This is a genomic window from Pseudooceanicola sp. NS-SX8 (assembly GCF_057380755.1).
Map to the genome: position 1 here is coordinate 2,300,582 of NZ_CM170819.1, position 16,353 is coordinate 2,316,934.

Consider the following 16,353-nt stretch of genomic DNA (forward strand, 5'->3'; position numbering starts at 1 on the left):
CCCGGGGCGAGAGGGGCGGCGGGCAGGGTCGAACTGCGCGCCGGCTTCGGCAGTTTCCGGGGGGGCGACGGGCTATTGTCGGGCGGGAAGGGGCGCGGGCGGGCCCGCGCCGCTGCTCAGTAGCTGCGGATCAGGCCGACGAGACGACCCTGAACGCGGACCTTGCTGGCGGGCAGGGAACGCGTGGCATAGGCGGGGTTCGCCGCGACCAGATCAACCTGGGCGCCCTTGCGGTAGATCTTCTTCAGCGTCGCTTCCTGATCTTCCACCAGGGCCACGACGATGTCGCCGTCATCGGCAGTGGCGCCTTCGCGGATGATGACGACGTCGCCGTCGTTGATCCCGGCTTCGATCATCGAATCCCCGTTGACCTCCAGCGCGTAGTGGTCCCCGCCGCGTGCGAGCATGGCGCCGGGCACGGCGATGTGGGAGGCCACTTCGGAGATCGCCTCGATCGGGACACCGGCGGCGATGCGGCCCATCAGCGGCAATTCCATCGCATGCAGACCGTCCAGCGCGCTGGCGGAGGGCGCGGGCGCCTTGCCGCCGTTGCCGATGACCTGGGGTTTGAACCCGCCGGCGGTCGCCGCGGACTTGGCTGCCAGGCTGTCGGGCAGTTTCACGATCTCGATCGCGCGGGCCCGGTGCGCCAGGCGGCGGATGAAACCGCGTTCTTCCAGGGCGGTGATCAGCCGGTGGATACCCGACTTGGAGCGCAGATCCAGCGCCTCCTTCATTTCGTCGAAGGAAGGGGGGACCCCGTCACGTTGCATCCGCTTGTGGATGAATTCCAATAGATCGAGCTGTTTCTTCGTCAGCATCCGGGGCTCCTGCACTGGTCCTCTATTTTTGTTCTACTGGCGTTCTCGTTTTGTGTCAACGCGCTGCAGGCGGAAACGGAGAGAGGTCGGCAGGGCGACGCCGGGCAGATCAGGGCAGGTGGCGCGATCAGATGGGCAGGTAGGGCAGCAGCTCGCCCGCCGGTGCGGCGGGGGCACCGGGCGGGCGCAGGATGAGGGCGTCAGCCTCGCTCAGGATGGTGAGGAGGGAGCTGTCCTGGGAGCCGAAGGGGCTCAACCCTTCCGGGGAGAGGCGCGCGCGCATGTAATGGGCGCGGGGGCCGTTGGCGGGCAGGTCCTGCAGCAGGGGGGCGTAGGACAGCGGCGCGGCCGTCGGGGGCAGGCCCTGGAAGGCACGCAGGACGGGCACCACGAAGACATGGCCGCAGACCATGGCGGACACGGGGTTGCCCGGCAGACCTATCATCATGGCGCCGCCCATGTCGGCCCCCATGCGACCGGCCATCAGCGGTTTGCCCGGCCGCATCGCGACCTTGTAGAAGCTCTGCGCCATGCCGAGGTCGGCGGCGACGCGCCCCACGAGGTCATGATCGCCGACGGAGGCCCCGCCGATGGTCACTACCAGGTCGGCCCCGGCGGCAAGGCGGAAGGTCGCCGCCAGCGAGGCGCGGCTGTCACGGGCAATGGGCAGCAGGCGCACCCGGGCACCGGCGGCGTGGAAGAGCGCTTCGAGCCCGAAGGTGTTGGAGGCGATGATCTGGTCCGGGCCGGGTGTGTCGCCGGGCAGGACGAGCTCGTCCCCGGTGGTGATCACGGCGACTTCCGGCCTGCGGGAGACCGTGACGCGCGGCTGGTTCATCGCCGCAAGCAGCGCCACGTCGGCGGGGCGCAGCAGGCGCGGTGCCGAAAAGACCTGACCATCGGTGAAATCGACACCCGCCGGCCGGATGTGCGGCCCGGTATCGAGCCTGTCGCCGAGCGTGATCGTGTCGCCGTCGCGGGTGACGTCCTCTTGCAGGACAACGCGGGTGGCGCCGGGGGGCACGGGCGCGCCGGTGAAGATGCGCACGGCCTGGCCCGGGCCGACGGTGCCATCGAAGCGCGCCCCGGCGGCGCTTTCACCGATCACGGTGAAACGGGCGCCCGGTACGGCATCCGCGGCGATCACCGCGTAGCCATCCATGGCGGAGCCCGCAAAGGGCGGCTGATCGCGGAAGGCGTGCACATCGGCGCGCATGACGCGGCCGGCGGACTGGCGCAGGGGCACCTCTTCGACATCCAGGGGGCGGGTCAGGGCGAAAAGCGCCTGAAGGGCGTCCTCGACCGAGATCATTCCGCTTCGAACCGGCCGGATTTGCCGCCATCCTTCAGCAGCAGGCGGATGCCGCCGATTTCCATGCCCTTGTCCGCCGCCTTGACCATGTCGTAGACGGTCAGGGTCGCCACGGAAACCGCGGTGAGGGCCTCCATCTCGACCCCGGTCTGACCGGAGGTCTTGACCGTTGCCTCGATCCGAAGGCCCGGCAGATCGGGATCGGGGGTGATCTCCACCGCGGCCTTGGTGATCGGCAGCGGATGACAGAGCGGGATCAGCTCCGACGTCTTCTTGGCGCCCATGATGCCCGCCAGCCGGGCAATTCCGGGCACGTCGCCCTTCTTCGTCTCGCCCGAGGTGATCAGGGCCAGGGTTTCGGGCCGCATTTTCACCCAGCCGCAGGCGGTGGCGATCCGCGCCGTCACCGGCTTGGCCGAGACATCGACCATATGCGCATCGCCCTTGCCGTCGAAATGGCTGAGAGGCATCAGAACCCCACCCCCCCGGCAGGCTGGGCGAGCAGTTTGCGGGTGGCAGCGGTCACATCGTCCTGCCGCATCAGGCTTTCGCCGATCAGGAAGCAGCGGGTGCCAAAACGTGCCATGTCGGCCAGGTCCTCAGGGGTGAAGAGCCCGCTTTCGGAGACCAGGATGCGATCCTCCGGCGCCATGCGGGAGAGCTTCCGCGTGGTGTCCAGCGAGGTTTCGAAGGTCTTCAGGTTGCGGTTGTTGATGCCCAGCAGGCGGCTTTCCAGCGAGGCGGCGCGTTCCAGCTCTTCCTGGTTGTGGACCTCGATCAGCGCGTCCATGCCCCAGTGGAAGGCGGCGGATTCCAGCTCCTGCGCCTGGGCGTCGGTGACGGAAGCCATGACGATCAGGATGCAGTCGGCGCCGAGCGCGCGGGCCTCTGCCACCTGGTAGGTGTCATACATGAAATCCTTGCGCAGCACCGGCAGCTTGCAGGCCTCGCGGGCCTCCACCAGGAATTCCTTGGCGCCCTGGAAGGAGGGCGTGTCGGTCAGCACCGAAAGGCACGCCGCGCCGCCCGCTTCGTAGGCGGCGGCGATGGTGGCGGGATCGAAGTCTTCGCGGATCAACCCCTTGGAGGGGGAGGCCTTCTTGACCTCCGCAATCAGGCCGTAGCCGGTGCGGGAAGCTTCGTGCAGCGCATCGGCGAAGCCGCGCACGGGCGATGCCGCGCGGGCCTCTGCCTCGACCTCGGACAGCGGCTTGGCTTCCTTGTCGGCGGCGATCTCTTCCAGCTTGTAGGCCTTGATGCGGTCCAGCACGGTTTCGCTCATGCCTGGGCTCCCTCTTGCGCGGACCTTGTCCCGGTCCAGTCGATTTCCGTCTCCCCTCTCGCTCTAAGCCAGTTGTTCACCTTTGAAAATGGGCGCGAGCCGAAAAAGCCGCGCCGGGCAGAGAGCGGCGAGGGGTGGGGCGATGCCACCACGAGGTGATCGGTCCCGGCGATATAACGCGCATACCCCTGCGCAGGTTTCCCCCAAAGCAGGAAGGCCCGGGGCGTGGCGGAGAGACGGCCCAGGACCTGGGCGGTCAGCATGGCCCAGCCGAGTTTCGCGTGCGCGCCCGCTTCGCCGGCAGGAACGGAGAGCGCGGTGTTGAGCAGAAGAACGCCCTGGTTGGCCAGGAACCGCAGGTCGGCATTGGGCGGGCAGGCGCCCAGGTCTTCCTGCATCTCTTTGTAGATATTGCCCAGGGATCGCGGCAGGGGGCGTACTTCCGGCGCGGCGGAGAAGGCCAGGCCATGGGCATGGCCGGGCGTCGGGTAGGGGTCCTGGCCGAGGATGACCACCCGCACGCTGTCCGGCGGGCAGGCCTCCAGCGCGGCGAAACGCTGCGGGGCGGGGGGCAGGATCTGTCGCCGGTCCTCCGCCAGGGCCTGGACGATACGGGGGTAGTCGGTTGCAAAGAAAGGCAGATCCGCCCAGGCCGCCGGGGGGGCGGGCTCTTCGCCCGGCTGCGCGTCGCGGGGGGCGGTCATGCGGCCGATGTGATCTTTGCCAGGGCTTCGACTTTCGCCAGGGCGGCACCGCTGTCGATGCTTTCGGCCGCCATCGCTGCCGCTTCGGTCAGGCTGTTCGTCAGGCCCGAAACGACAAGGGCCGCGGCGGAATTCAGCAGCACCGCATCGCGGTAGGCGTTGTGCTGACCGTTCAGCAGCGCGCGGAAGGCCTGGGCGTTTTCGGCCGGGGTGCCCCCGATGATGGCTTCGAAGGGGTGGATGGGCAGGCCGGCGTCATCGGGGTGGATCTCGAACTCGCTGACCGTGCCGTCTTCGGCCAGTTCGGCCACCCAGGAGGTGCCGGAGATCGCCAGTTCATCCGTTCCGTCGGACCCGTGGACCAGCCAGGCCTTGTGAGAGCCGAGCGCGCCCAGGGTTTCGGCCATGGGCCGGATCACGTCGCGTGAGTAGGCGCCGGTCAGCTGCCGGGTGACGCCTGCGGGGTTGGTCAGCGGGCCGAGGATGTTGAAGATCGTGCGGGTGCCCAGTTCGACCCGGGCCGGGCCGACATGGGCCATGGCGGGGTGGTGCATGGGGGCCATCATGAAGGCGATGCCGGTCTCTGCCAGGGCCTGTTGGACCACTTCGGGGCCGACCATGACCTTCACGCCCATTTCCGACAGCGCGTCGGCGGAGCCGGACTTGGAGCTGAGGTTCCGGTTGCCGTGCTTGGCCACGGGGACGCCCGCGCCCGCAACCACGAAGGCCGTCGCGGTGGAGATGTTCAGCGTGCCCTTGCCGTCGCCGCCGGTGCCGACGATGTCCATGGCCCCTTCGGGGGCCGTCACCGGATTGCACTTGGACCGCATCACCGAGGCGGCGGCGGTATATTCCTCCACCGTTTCGCCACGGGTGCGCAGGGCCATGAGGAAGCCGCCGATCTGGGCCGGGGTCGCTTCGCCCTCGAAGAGGATCTGGAAGGCGGTTCCGGCTTCTTCGCGGGTCAGGGGGCGGTCTGCTGCGGCGGCGATAAGCGGCTTGATGGCGTCGGACATCTGGGCTCTCCTCACCCCCTTTCCGAGGGCGGATATGGTGGTATAGTTCCCACACACCCCAAAGGAAGGGGCGGCGATCGGCTTTAGGGGCCGCAGGGCGGTCCGCGATGGCGGCGAAGCCGGGGGCCGGGCGGATGCCGGCGGCAGGCGATGTCGCGCGGTGCATTGATCCCGCGCCAGCCCGGCAGCGTCAAGGCCCAGAACCCCGTGTCGCGGGCAATGTCCCCGCGGCGGCCCTTCCGGCCGGATCGACAGAGCACGGGCCGGTCAAGGTCCGGCGAGAGGCCCGGGGCAACCCGGCAGGAGCGAGAGTACAGACGTGGCACGTGGCACGATTTCGGGATTTGTCTGGGGCACCGTTCTGACGGGGGCGGCCCTTACGGTGGCATCGCTGCTGGGGGCGCCGCCACAGCGCGGCCCCCAGCAAGTGGCGGGGCAGGCAGAGGAGCCGTCTGCGGTCGTCCCTCCCGCTGAAACTGATTTGGCTGAACCAGCACTGGCTGAACCTGAAGTGGCCGCACCCGAGGCTGAAACGACCGCAGAGACCCCTGAGGCAGGCGCGCCGGAGGTGGGCGCAGCGCCTGACGCGCTGCAAACCGACCCTGTAGAAGGGGACGAGGCCCCGACGCTTGCCGACGGAACCGAGGGCGCGCAGACGGCTGAGGCCCCGGTGACGCAACCCGAGCCGGTGTCGGAACCGGACGCGATGCAGGCGGAGGTCGACAGCCCTGCGACCGACGGAGAGCTTGCCCAACCGCAAATCGCCCAGGCGCCGGAGCAACCCGCGCCTGCGCCCCCAACTGAAACGCCCGAGGCCCCGCGTGCCGGGGAACCGCCTCTGGCCACATCCGACACTGCCGTCGCCATGGCGGAACCCGACGCAGAGGACGCCCCCCTGACGGCCCCCGCAGAGGCCCCGCAAATGGCCCTGGCAGAGGAAGAGGCCGCGGGGGATGTGGAGGCCGGCAACACGGTTGACGGCGACACGGAAGACGCGGCGCCCACGGGCTTCCCCATGGCTGACCTGAATGCGATCGAGACCGCCCCCGGGCTGCCGGGCGCAGAGGCAGAGGCACCCCGGGCCGACCGGCTGCCGCAGGTCGCGGAAGAAGAACCCTCCGGGACGGCAGAGGACACCGACCTGGCACTGGCGACCGACACGGAAACCGCCACGGGCCTGCCCGGATCCGGTGCGGTCGGCGCGCTGACCGATCGGGATGAAGTCCCGAGCGCGGAGGCGGACAAGACCGCGCCCGCAGACCTGCCGGCGATCAAGGCCTATGCGGCGGACTACGATGCCGACGACACGCGGCCGCGCATGTCCATTGTCCTGATCGACGAGGGCGACCAGCGGGTCAGCCTGAATTCCCTGCGCAGCTTCCCCTATCCGATCAGTTTCGCCATCGACGCAAGCCGGCCCGACGCGGAAGAGGCAATGGCCGCCTATCGCGCCGCCGGGTTCGAGGTGCTGTTGCGCGCGGACCTGCCCGAAGGGGCAACCCCGGTGGACGTGGAGACGGCCGCCCAGGCATGGTTCGACGACGTACCGGAGGCGGTGGCGGTGATGGAAGATGCCCCCGGCGTCTTGCAGCGGGGGCGCGAAAGCTCCGAACAGCTGGCGCAGGCCCTGGCGGCAAGCGGGCGCGGGCTGCTGCTTTATCCCGAAGGGCTGGACACGGCGCGCAAGCTGGCGGAGCGAGAGGGCGTGCCGGCCACCACCCTGTTCCGCGATTTCGATGCGCAGGATGAAGACAGCAAGGTCATCCGCCGGTTCCTGGACTATGCCGCGCTGAAAGCCGGGCAGGAACAGGGGGGCGTGGTCATGGTGGGCCGGTTGCGGCCGGAAACCGTCTCTGCCCTGCTGGTCTGGGGCCTGGCGGACAGGGCCAGCCGCGTGAACCTGGTGCCGGTTTCCGCCGTGTTGACAGAAGGGCAAGTCGCCGACTGACGGTGGCGGCAGGCGCCGCGGCGGGCGTGTCTGCCTGCCCACCCATCTTCGATCGCACCACCGTGGTTCCCTGGGTCCTTTGGAAATTCAGCGAGTTGACCTGCCAATAGGACCGGCCCGATGGCCGCGCGGGGGAAACGAAAAACGGCGGCCCCGATCCGGGACCGCCGTTTTCATTTCAGCCTCTGCTCCGGTTCAGCGGAACTGGGAGATCACCGCGTTCACCGCGTCCTGGTCGATGCGGACATCCATCGAATTGCGGACCTCGGAGGAATAGGCCTGGTAGACCTCCTGCGCGAGGGAGGACGACAGCTGCCCGTTGAGCTGATCGCGCAGCTGGCTGGCGTTTTCGTCGTCCTGCGCGGGCGGCTTGATCTCGTCCAGGCGGGCAATGATCACGGCGCCGAAGCCGGTGGTCATGTGCAGCTCCCCCAGCTCCATGTCGAAGACATCGGCGTTGAAGCCGGTCGGGGTGCCCAGGACCGCGCCGTTGCGGGTGACGCCGGGTTCGGTGATCACGTCCAGGCCGACCTCTGCGGCCGCATCTTCAAGGGTCGCGCCGTTTTCGACGCTGTCCATCAGCGCCTGGGCCTTTGCCTGCAGGGCCTGATCGGTCTGATCGGCTTCCCAGTTGCGGGCGACGCGATCCTTGACGTCCTCGAAGGGTTCGGGCGCGGCCGGAACGATCTCGTCCAGGCGCATGGCGAAGATGCCGCCGTCGTCAAGCTCGGCGATTTCTGGGTAGTCGTCCGCAGTCAGGTCACGGGCAGCATTGTCGAAATCGGCATAGGCGGCAATGCCTTCGGACAGGCCGTCGTACCAGTCGATGGTGCCCAGGGTCATGTCGGTCTCATCCGCCAGCTCTTCTAGGGTGGCGCCCCCGGCCAGAAGGTCTTCGGAAGGTTCCTCCTGCGCCTGGACGGCCCGGCGGGCGGCATCGGCGGCGAGCTCTTCGCGGATCATCAGGGAGGCGGTGCCGTAGTCGGTGTTGTTGGCCGCCAGGACGCCGTTGATGCGGAAGAGGGCGGGGCCGAGGTTGCTGTCCAGCGGGCCGACCACGGTGCCGCTTTCGGCCGCGAAGATGGCATCGCCCGCGGCGCCCAGCTGTGCCTTGGAGACATCGCCCAGGTCGATGTCCGTCAGCTCCAGCCCGCGGTCCTGCACCAGCGTTTCGAAGTCGGCCTCGCCGGCATCGAGCCGGGCCTTGGCGGCCTCTGCACTGGCTTCATCGGGGTAGACGAGGCGTTCGACCAGGCGGCGTTCGGGCTGCTGGAACTCGTCGATGCGGGCCTCGTAGGCCTGGCGGATGGCGTCGGGATCGACGGGCACGGTGTCCAGAAGCGAGTCCGGGGAGAGCATCGCATAGGTGATGCGTTTCTTCTCGGGCGCGGTGTAATCCTCTGCGTGGGCGTCATAATATGCCTTCAGCTCCGCATCCGTGGGGGTGGGAATGGGGGCATCCAGATTGTCCTGGTTCATCCGCACCATGGTGATCGCGCGGGTCTCGGACAGGTAGTTGACCAGCGTGTCGGCATAGGTGTCGGGCATGCGGGTCGCGGCGACCACTGCGGCCTGGAGGATCGAACGGGCGGTTTCCTCCCTCAGGTCGCTTTCGAATTCCTCTTCGGTCAGGCCGGCGCGGTCGAGGGCGAACTTGTAGGTTTCGCGGTCGAAGGTGCCGTTCGGGCCCTGGAAGGCGGGGATGTTGTAGATCTGGTCACGCAGGGTGGCGTCGCCGATGGACAGGCCGATGCGGTCTGCCTCCGCATCCAGGGCGCGGTTGACCACGAGCTGGTTCATCACCGCGTCGGGCAGGCCGAAGGCCTGTGCCTGGTCGATCGTCATGGTCTGGCCAAGCTGCTGACCCAGCTGCGACATCTGGTTCTGCAGTTCCCGCGAGTAGCTGTCGACGCGGATCGACTTGCCCCCGACCGAGCCGACCGAGTTGATCGTGCCGGTGAAGCTGGTGGCGCCGAAGCCGCCGAGCCCGAGGATGAGCAGGGCCAGGAGGATCCAGGCCAGCCCTTTGGAATTCTTGCTCGCCATGCGGCAACCTCCGGTTTTCGCTGCTGCGCCAAAGGGTTGGGCGCAGGTGCATGATGCCTTGGCCGGGACGGCGCCCGGGCCTTCGCCGGCCTTGTTAAAGCCTTGCCCGGCAAGGGGCAAGCGGTGCGGGGATCACGTCCGGTAAAGGTCGGGGCGGGTAGCGCAGCGGCGGCGCGTCAGGCGCTGGCGAAGGCCGTGACGCGGTCGAGGAAGGCAGTGATGCCCGCGCGGTCCAGATTGGCCACGGCGACCCGCATCTGGCGGGCGCCTGCGGGATCTCCGGCCGGGTTGAACATGGTGCCGGGCAGCATAAGGATGCCTGCCGTCCGGACCAGCTCGGGGGCAAGCTCGGCCGAGGATTTCTCAAACGGATGAGAGAGATAGGCGAAATAGGCCCCGGCGGAATGTAGGGTCCAGCCGGCCTGCGCCAGCTGGTCGGCGCCCGCCAGCATGGCTTGGCGGCGGGCCAGGATCTCTGCCCGTTCGCCGGCGAGCCACTGGGAGAGGTTCTCCATCCCCCAGAGCGCCGCGACCTGGCCCATCTGGGGCGCGCAGATGGCGACGCAATCCTGAAATTTCTCCATCTCTTCCAATAGCTTGGTCGAGGCGATGATGGCCCCGGTGCGATGGCCGGTCAGCCGGTAGGCCTTGGAGAATGAGTAGAGATGGACCAGCACGTCGGCCCAGTCGGGATCGGTGAAGAGATCATGCGGCGCGGCGTCGGAGGAATGGAAGTCGCGGTAGGTTTCATCCAGCATCAGGATCAGCCCGCGCGCCCGGCAGAGGTCGCGGAAGGCCGCGATCAGTTCCGGCGGGTATTCGGTGCCCGCGGGGTTGTTGGGAGAGACCAGCACGATGGCCCGGGTGCGGGGCGTGATCAGCGCCGCCGCCCGCTCCGGATCGGGCAGCATGTCGGCCTCGCAGGGGAGCGGAACGGCGCCGACGCCCGCCATGTCGAGCCACATTTTATGGTTGAAATACCAAGGCGTTGGCAGGATGACCTCATCCCCTTCGGCACAGAGCGCGAAGATCGCGGCGCAGAAGGCCTGGTTGCAGCCGGCGGTGATGGCAACCTGGGAGGCGGCGATGTCGCCGCCATAGGCCTGAGACCAGTCGGCGGCGATGCGGGCGCGTAGGGCGGGCAGGCCCAGGACGGGACCGTAGAGATGGGTTTCGGGCCGGTCGATCGCCTCTTTCATCGCGGCCAGAAGGGGCGGCGGCGGCGGGGCGACGGGCGCGGCCTGGGAGACGTTGATGAGCGGGCGGTCGGGGCCGAAATCGACGCCGTCCAGCCAGCGGCGCGCCTCCATCACGGGGGGCAGGAAAGTGGCCTTAGTACGTGTCGCCGAGTTGTTCATCCAAGTCTCCGGAATCGCCCGATTTTAACGTCGGTATTACGTCGGTATCGCGTCGGTATCGCGACGGTGCGAAAAACGCCCGATGCCGGCGACGCTAGCAGCGGGCGGGGCCGAGGGAAAGGGCCGGGCAGAGAACCGCCGCAGCAGGTTTATTTACCTTAACGTCAGCTTGCCGCGCCGCGGCAAGTTGCGTACTTTGCCGCATGCTTGCCGCCGGGGAAATTGGAATGTTGGTGCCTTTCGGGCTGGGCCTCTGGACTGCGGAGGGCCCGGTTGCGCCGGCTGCTGCCGGGTTCCACTACCCGACCCGCATGGCGGTGGTGCAGCTGCCGAACCGGGCGCTGTGGGTCTGGACGCCGATCCCGCTGACGGACCGGCTGCGCCGCGACCTGGACCGGATGGGCGAGGTCCGTGCGCTGGTGGCGCCGAACCACCTGCATGACCGCTGGATGTCCGACTGGCTGGAGGTCTATCCGGATGCGGAGGTGCACCTTGGCCCGGGCATGGTGGAAAAGCGCCCCGACCTGCCCCAGGCGCAGGAGCTGACCGACCGCGCGCCGCGGCTTTGGGCAGGCCATATCGACCAGGTGGTCGTGCCCGGCAATGCCTTCACCACCGAGGTGCTGTTTCATCACAAGATGAGCAAGACGCTGCTGGTGGCGGACCTGTTGCAGAACATGCCGTCGGGCTGGTTCGGCGGCTGGCGCGAGACGGTGGCGCGGATCGACGGGATTGTGGGCGAGGAGCCTCTGGTGCCGCTGAAGTTCCGCCTGGCCTTCGTGGGTCGCAAGCGGGCGCGCAAGGCAATGATGCAGGTTCTGGACTGGCGTCCCGATCAGCTTTTGCTGGCGCATGGCCCGCTGGTGAAGACCGGCGCGCGGGGGCTGCTGCACCGGTCGTTCAACTGGCTGATGCGCTGAGGCGTCTCAGCCCGGATCGGCGGCGTCATAGGCCGCGCGGGCATCGCGGATCTGGTCGTGGGCGCCCGCCGCCCAGTCCACCAGCGCCGCGACGGGTACCAGGGCGGCTTCGCCCAGGGCTGTCAGGGCATATTCCACCGAAGGAGGCTTCGTCGGAAAGACCCGGCGGGAGACCAGCCCGTCGCGTTCCAGCGTGCGCAGCGACTGGGTGAGCATGCGCTTCGAGATATCGCCGACCTCCCTCTGCAGGGCAGAGAAGCGGTGCGGGCGGTGCGACAGGGCGATGAGGATCAGCAGGCTCCATTTGTCGCCGACCCGGCCCAGCACGTCGCGCACCGGGCAGTTGGCCATGTCGAGAGTGGCCTCAGACGCCTTGGCGGAGAAATCGGCCAGGGTGTCGCGGGCGGAGGCGTCCAGCACCACGGGGTTACCCGGATGTTCCCTTGTCATGAAATAGTGCCTCCTTCACGGGGGTCGGTGGGTGGTCTACATCTGAGACCATACCCCAGATGGAGACCGCCGGAAAGACCGGTGGTCGGGGACATGGAGTTGAGAGATGGACGGAAAGATCCTTGTGACGGGGGCCTCGGGCCAACTGGGTGCGCTGGTCGTGGACAGCCTGCTGGAAAAGGTGCCTGCGGCGCAGGTCGTGGCGCTGGTGCGCCGGGCGGAGGCCGCCGAGGTGCTGAAGGCGAAGGGTGTCGAGGTGCGCATGGGCGCCTATGGCGAGGCGGAGGCGCTGGCCGCCGCGATGAAGGGGATCGCGCGGGTGCTGCTGATCTCCTCCAGCGAGGTGGGCGCGGATCGTTCCGCCCAGCATGAGAGCGTGATCGCCGCCGCCAAGGCGGAGGGGGTGGAGTTGCTGGCCTATACCTCGATCCTGCGGGCTGATCGGTCCGGGCTGTGGCTGGCCAATGACCACGTGGCGACGGAGAAGATGATTGCGGCGTCCGGCCTGCCTGCGGCGCTGCTGCGCAATGGCTGGTACACCGAGAACATGGTGATGGGGCTGGAACAGTCGCTGGAGGCCGGTGCGATCATCGGGGCGAGCGGGACGGGGCGCTACAGCTCTGCCACCCGGGCCGATTACGCGGCGGCGGCGGCGGCCGTGCTGGTGTCCGAGAGCCCCGAGGGCATCTACGAACTGGCGGGCAGCGAGAGCTACGACATGGCGGAATTCGCCGCCGAGGTGAGCCGGGTGGCGGGCAAGGAGATCGGCTATGCCGACATGCCCGAGGCGGCGCTGAAGGAGATCTACCTGGGCGCGGGCCTGCCCGAGGTGGTGGCGCATATGCTGGCCGACAGCTCTGCCCATGCGGGCAATGGCGATCTGGAAGGGTCGGGCGATGTGCTGGAAGGGCTGATCGGGCGCAAGTCGACGCCCTGGAAGGAGACCCTGGCCGCCGCGCTGGCATAAGCGCGCGGGGACGGGGTTCGGGGCCTCCGGGAGATCGGGGGCCCCGTTCACGTCTGCGGGCGGCGGCTTGTGAGGGGAGGTGTTACAGAGTAACATGTCGCAAGTCTTGCAAGACCAGGAGGCGAGAGATGTTTGAACCTGTACCCGTGACATTGCTGACGGGGTTCCTGGGGGCGGGGAAGACGACCCTGCTGAACCGGCTGCTGCATGATCCCAAGGCGGGCCGCATCGCGGTGGTGGTGAACGAGTTCGGCGAGGCCGGGCTGGATCACGACCTGATCGAGAAGTCCGCAGAGGATGTCGTGCTGATGGAATCGGGCTGCATCTGCTGTTCGATCCGGGGGGACCTGGCGAACACGCTGATGTCGCTGCTGGGCCGTCGCGCGCGGGGCGAACTGCAGTTCGACCGGGTGGTGATCGAGACCACGGGCCTGGCCGATCCGGGGCCCATCCACCACACGCTGCTTGTCGACCGGATGCTGGCGCCGAACTACCTGCTGGACGGGATCGTCACGGCGGTGGATGCGGTGCTGGGGCCGCAGACCCTGGACCGCCACGCGGAGGCCCAGGCGCAGGTGGCCATGGCCGACCGGATCGTCATCACCAAGGCCGACCTGGCCGATGCGATGCAGCGCCGCGCGCTGGAAACCCGGCTGGACCGGATGAACCCCACCGCGCCGCGCATCGTGGCCGAGAAGGGGGCGGTGCCCTCGGGCGCGCTTTTCGGGCTGGGCATGCAGCGCAAGCCGATGGCGGCGGAGAAGGCGCTGGACTGGCTGGCGGCGCCGAAGTCCGCGCCTGAACCCGCCGCGGATCCGCTGACGGGCCTGTCGGGGATGAAGCTGCCGAAGGCCAAGCCGGTGGAGCTGGGCGCGCCTTCGCACCATGCCAGCGACGACCGGGTCGCCACGGCCTCCATCACCGTGGGCAGGCCCATTCCGGAGCAGGTCTTCGACGTCTGGCTGGACACGCTGGTGCGGCGGCTGGGGCCGGATATCCTGCGGATGAAGGGGATCGTGCAGATCGAGGGGCTGGACCGGCCCTTTGCCTTCCACGGGGTGCAGCACCTGTTCGATCCGCCCGTGCCGCTGGAAGGCTGGCCCGAGGGCGACACGCGCAGCCGCGTGGTGATCATCGCCCGCGACATTCCGAAGCCCGAGCTGGAAAAGCTGCTGGCGGTGCTGGACACCGGCAAGGCGGAAGAGGGCACCGAGGAAGGTGTCGAGAGCTGGGACCCGGAAGCGCCGGGCGTGACCATGCCGCTTTGATCCTGCTGGGGGCCGGCTGGCCCACATCGGCCCTGATCGGGCGTGCCCGGCTGCCTGGTCAACTGTTGGCCCGAAGTCGGGTAGGGGGAGACATGCAAAAGGGCGCCCGATGGGGCGCCCTTTGTCGTTCATTCCTGTGCCCGGGACCGATCAGGTGGCCCGATCAGCTGGGCAGATCGCCTGTGCAAATCGCCGGGGGCGATCAGCGTGCGGCGATGATCTGGATCTCGACCGTGAAGTCGGGGGTCGCCAGGCGCGATTCGACGCAGGCGCGGCAGGGGGTGTGGCCTTCGGGCACCCAGGCGTCCCAGACGGCGTTCATTTCCGCGAAGGTATCCATGTTGGCCAGCCAGATGGTGGCGGAGAGGATGGCGGTCTTGTCGACGCCGGCTTCGGCCAGCAGGGCGTCGATGCGGCCCAGGATGTCCTTGGTCTGTTCGGTGACAGAGCCGCCTGCAGCGCCCTGGGCGACCTGGCCGGCGGTGTAGATGGTGTTGCCGTGAATGACCATCTGGCTCATCCGGGGGCCGGACTCGAAGCGCGTGATTTCCGACATCAGATAACTCCTTGTTCTTCGTCGAGGGGCGACGCGGGCGGCGGCGCCGCGCGTTCCGGCCCTCGATACCCGCAAGGGGCGGGCATTGCCAAGGTGGCCCGTGAGGTTGCTGGCCCGTGAGGTTGCCGGGTCGTGAGGTTGTTGGGCCGTGAGAGGACGGCCCGGGGGCAGCGATGCGCGAAGGGGGGCGCCGGTTGCGCCCCCCTTCCTGTCCTGTCGGTCCGGCGGGGCGGGTCAGCCCGGGCGGCGGTTGATGCAGGTGACCTTTGGCTGGGTCATTTCCTCGTAGGCGAAGCGGACGCCTTCGCGCCCGAGGCTGCCGTATTTCGCGCCGCCGAAGGGCATGGCGTCGAAGCGATAGTCGGAGGAATCGTTGATCATCACGCCCCCGGCCTCGATCCGGTCCGCCGCCGCCAGGGCGGTGTCCAGGCTGGCGGTGAAGATGCCGGCATGCAGGCTGAAGTCGATGGCATTGGCCATCTCCACCGCCTCGTCCAGGGTGGTGAAGGGTTCCAGCGTGACCACGGGGGCGAAGGCCTCTTCCGCCCAGAGGCGGCAATCGTGGGGCACGTCGCACAGGACGGTCGGCGGATAGAGCGCGCCCTGACGGGCCTGCCCCTGCAGCAGGGTGGCCCCGGCGGAGATCGCCTCTGCCACCAGGGTTTCGGCGCGGATGGCGGCGGCTTCGGTGATCATGGGGCCGACATCGGTGGCCTCCTCCGCCGGGTTGCCGGTGATGAGACGGGCGGTTTCGGCGACGAAGCGGTCACGGAAGGCATCGTAGAGATCGGCGGCGACCAGGATGCGCTGCGTGCCGATGCAGTTCTGCCCGGCGGCCCAGAAGGCGCCGGAAACACAGGCGGCCACGGCCGCTTCCAGGTCGGCATCGCCCATGACGATGACGGGGGCGTTGCCGCCCAGGTCCATGGCCAGCTTCTTCAACCCGGCGCCGCGCGCGATCGCCTCTCCGGTGCGGAAGCCGCCGGTGAAGGAGACCATGCGCACGTCCCGGGCCGCAACGAGCGCCGCGCCCAGCTGCGCGCCGCCGACGACCGGGGTGACCACGCCCTGCGGCAGGCCCGCCTCTTCGAGGGTGGCGACGAGGGCCAGGGCGGAGAGCGGGGCGAGTTCCGAGGGTTTGAGGATGACCGCGTTGCCACCGGCGATGGCCGGGCCGAGCTTGTGCGCCACGAGGTTCAGCGGATCGTTGAAGGGGGTGATGGCCGTGATGATGCCCAGCGGTTCGCGGGTGAACCAGCCCTGGCGGGTCTCTCCGCCCTGGAAGGCGTCGAAGGGCACGACCTCTCCGCCGCCGCGGCGGGCCTCATCGGCCGAGAGTTTCAGCGTGTTGATGCAGCGGGAGACCTCCTTGCGGGCCTGGCGGATCGTCTTGCCGGCCTCGCGGGTGATGCGGCGGGCGAAATCCTCTGCCTGGTCGGAGATGCGGGCGGCGGCGGTATCGAGGATGGCGGCGCGGGCGTGGCGGGGCAGGGCGCGGGACAGCCGCGCGCCGTCACGGGCCTGCTGCAGGATCGCGTCGGCCTGGGCGGCGGTGGTTTCGGGCAGGCTGCCGGCGAGGGATCCGTCGAAGGGATCGAGGACGGCGATGTCGCGGGGGGCGGTCCGGGCTGCGGGGATCTGGGTCTGGGGGATCATGTGCGGGCTCCTGTCACGAGGGAGGGGCGGCAGGGGACCCGCCCGGCGC

General features: G+C 68.8%; 15 protein-coding genes. 4 read left to right on the top strand and 11 right to left on the bottom strand.

All coding sequences use genetic code 11. The features are described from left to right. Nucleotides 1-116: 116 nt before the first annotated feature. The 6 genes from lexA to trpD all read right to left on the bottom strand — a co-directional run bounded on the left by lexA (nucleotide 117) and on the right by trpD (nucleotide 5,135). Nucleotides 117-821: a transcriptional repressor LexA gene (gene lexA, locus AC2IR1_RS10520; RefSeq protein WP_486476231.1), complete on the bottom strand. Its 705-nt coding sequence runs from the start codon at nucleotides 819-821 to the stop codon at nucleotides 117-119. Between the two features lie 127 nt (nucleotides 822-948). Further along, a complete protein-coding gene (locus AC2IR1_RS10525; protein ID WP_486476232.1) occupies nucleotides 949-2,133 on the bottom strand; it encodes a molybdopterin molybdotransferase MoeA in 1,185 nt (394 codons plus the stop codon). Then, nucleotides 2,130-2,606: a cyclic pyranopterin monophosphate synthase MoaC gene (gene moaC / locus AC2IR1_RS10530; RefSeq protein ID WP_486476401.1), complete on the bottom strand. Its 477-nt coding sequence runs from the start codon at nucleotides 2,604-2,606 to the stop codon at nucleotides 2,130-2,132. The genes AC2IR1_RS10525 and moaC overlap by 4 nt, the downstream gene beginning before the upstream one ends. Continuing rightward, complete coding sequence (gene trpC / locus AC2IR1_RS10535) at nucleotides 2,603-3,415, bottom strand: indole-3-glycerol phosphate synthase TrpC (protein ID WP_486476233.1); 813 nt, start codon at nucleotides 3,413-3,415, stop codon at nucleotides 2,603-2,605. Before trpC ends, moaC begins: the two co-directional genes overlap by 4 nt. Beyond that, complete coding sequence (locus AC2IR1_RS10540) at nucleotides 3,412-4,119, bottom strand: uracil-DNA glycosylase (RefSeq protein ID WP_486476234.1); 708 nt, start codon at nucleotides 4,117-4,119, stop codon at nucleotides 3,412-3,414. The genes trpC and AC2IR1_RS10540 overlap by 4 nt, the downstream gene beginning before the upstream one ends. Beyond that, on the bottom strand, nucleotides 4,116-5,135 hold the full coding sequence (trpD, locus tag AC2IR1_RS10545) for an anthranilate phosphoribosyltransferase (RefSeq protein WP_486476235.1): 1,020 nt from the start codon (nucleotides 5,133-5,135) through the stop codon (nucleotides 4,116-4,118). The genes AC2IR1_RS10540 and trpD overlap by 4 nt, the downstream gene beginning before the upstream one ends. Nucleotides 5,136-5,616: 481 nt before the next feature. On the opposite strand from trpD, the gene AC2IR1_RS10550 reads away from it, so the two are divergent. Then, a complete protein-coding gene (locus AC2IR1_RS10550; RefSeq protein ID WP_486476236.1) occupies nucleotides 5,617-7,083 on the top strand; it encodes a divergent polysaccharide deacetylase family protein in 1,467 nt (488 codons plus the stop codon). A gap of 195 nt (nucleotides 7,084-7,278) precedes the next feature. On the opposite strand, the gene AC2IR1_RS10555 is transcribed toward AC2IR1_RS10550, so the two are convergent. Beyond that, on the bottom strand, nucleotides 7,279-9,129 hold the full coding sequence (locus AC2IR1_RS10555; protein ID WP_486476237.1) for a peptidyl-prolyl cis-trans isomerase: 1,851 nt from the start codon (nucleotides 9,127-9,129) through the stop codon (nucleotides 7,279-7,281). Nucleotides 9,130-9,305: 176 nt separating this feature from the next. Further along, on the bottom strand, nucleotides 9,306-10,487 hold the full coding sequence (locus tag AC2IR1_RS10560; RefSeq protein WP_486476238.1) for an aminotransferase: 1,182 nt from the start codon (nucleotides 10,485-10,487) through the stop codon (nucleotides 9,306-9,308). A 227-nt stretch (nucleotides 10,488-10,714) separates the two neighbouring features. Between AC2IR1_RS10560 and AC2IR1_RS10565 the strand changes: the two genes are divergently transcribed. Continuing rightward, entirely contained in the window at nucleotides 10,715-11,407 is a 693-nt protein-coding gene (locus tag AC2IR1_RS10565) for a DUF4336 domain-containing protein (RefSeq protein ID WP_486476239.1), read from the top strand. Nucleotides 11,408-11,413: 6 nt separating this feature from the next. Here the strand turns inward: AC2IR1_RS10565 and AC2IR1_RS10570 are convergent, their stop codons facing one another. Next, the gene (locus tag AC2IR1_RS10570; protein WP_486476402.1) at nucleotides 11,414-11,758 is read right to left on the bottom strand and encodes a winged helix-turn-helix transcriptional regulator; all 345 of its coding nucleotides are present in this window, start codon (nucleotides 11,756-11,758) and stop codon (nucleotides 11,414-11,416) included. Between the two features lie 205 nt (nucleotides 11,759-11,963). Here AC2IR1_RS10570 and AC2IR1_RS10575 point away from each other — a divergent pair, with 205 nt between their 5' ends. Further along, the gene (locus AC2IR1_RS10575) at nucleotides 11,964-12,824 is read left to right on the top strand and encodes an NmrA family NAD(P)-binding protein (protein ID WP_486476240.1); all 861 of its coding nucleotides are present in this window, start codon (nucleotides 11,964-11,966) and stop codon (nucleotides 12,822-12,824) included. A 128-nt stretch (nucleotides 12,825-12,952) separates the two neighbouring features. Continuing rightward, nucleotides 12,953-14,092 (top strand): CobW family GTP-binding protein, encoded by a 1,140-nt coding sequence (locus AC2IR1_RS10580; RefSeq protein WP_486476241.1) that lies wholly within the window; start codon nucleotides 12,953-12,955, stop codon nucleotides 14,090-14,092. Nucleotides 14,093-14,294: 202 nt separating this feature from the next. Here the strand turns inward: AC2IR1_RS10580 and AC2IR1_RS10585 are convergent, their stop codons facing one another. Together AC2IR1_RS10585 and AC2IR1_RS10590 are read right to left on the bottom strand one after the other, a co-directional pair. After that, nucleotides 14,295-14,648: a RidA family protein gene (locus AC2IR1_RS10585; RefSeq protein ID WP_486476242.1), complete on the bottom strand. Its 354-nt coding sequence runs from the start codon at nucleotides 14,646-14,648 to the stop codon at nucleotides 14,295-14,297. A gap of 234 nt (nucleotides 14,649-14,882) precedes the next feature. After that, complete coding sequence (locus tag AC2IR1_RS10590) at nucleotides 14,883-16,304, bottom strand: aldehyde dehydrogenase family protein (protein WP_486476243.1); 1,422 nt, start codon at nucleotides 16,302-16,304, stop codon at nucleotides 14,883-14,885. Nucleotides 16,305-16,353 lie beyond the last annotated feature (49 nt).

Excerpts from the sequence above, each read along its gene's own strand:
- lexA (WP_486476231.1), bottom strand. The coding sequence starts at position 821 with ATGCTGACGAAGAAACAGCTCGATCTATTGGAATTCATCCACAAGCGG.
- AC2IR1_RS10525 (WP_486476232.1), bottom strand. The coding sequence starts at position 2,133 with ATGATCTCGGTCGAGGACGCCCTTCAGGCGCTTTTCGCCCTGACCCGC.
- trpC (WP_486476233.1), bottom strand. The coding sequence starts at position 3,415 with ATGAGCGAAACCGTGCTGGACCGCATCAAGGCCTACAAGCTGGAAGAG.
- AC2IR1_RS10540 (WP_486476234.1), bottom strand. The coding sequence starts at position 4,119 with ATGACCGCCCCCCGCGACGCGCAGCCGGGCGAAGAGCCCGCCCCCCCG.
- trpD (WP_486476235.1), bottom strand. The coding sequence starts at position 5,135 with ATGTCCGACGCCATCAAGCCGCTTATCGCCGCCGCAGCAGACCGCCCC.
- AC2IR1_RS10555 (WP_486476237.1), bottom strand. The coding sequence starts at position 9,129 with ATGGCGAGCAAGAATTCCAAAGGGCTGGCCTGGATCCTCCTGGCCCTG.
- AC2IR1_RS10560 (WP_486476238.1), bottom strand. The coding sequence starts at position 10,487 with ATGAACAACTCGGCGACACGTACTAAGGCCACTTTCCTGCCCCCCGTG.
- AC2IR1_RS10565 (WP_486476239.1), top strand. The coding sequence starts at position 10,715 with ATGTTGGTGCCTTTCGGGCTGGGCCTCTGGACTGCGGAGGGCCCGGTT.
- AC2IR1_RS10570 (WP_486476402.1), bottom strand. The coding sequence starts at position 11,758 with ATGGCCAACTGCCCGGTGCGCGACGTGCTGGGCCGGGTCGGCGACAAA.
- AC2IR1_RS10575 (WP_486476240.1), top strand. The coding sequence starts at position 11,964 with ATGGACGGAAAGATCCTTGTGACGGGGGCCTCGGGCCAACTGGGTGCG.
- AC2IR1_RS10580 (WP_486476241.1), top strand. The coding sequence starts at position 12,953 with ATGTTTGAACCTGTACCCGTGACATTGCTGACGGGGTTCCTGGGGGCG.
- AC2IR1_RS10585 (WP_486476242.1), bottom strand. The coding sequence starts at position 14,648 with ATGTCGGAAATCACGCGCTTCGAGTCCGGCCCCCGGATGAGCCAGATG.
- AC2IR1_RS10590 (WP_486476243.1), bottom strand. The coding sequence starts at position 16,304 with ATGATCCCCCAGACCCAGATCCCCGCAGCCCGGACCGCCCCCCGCGAC.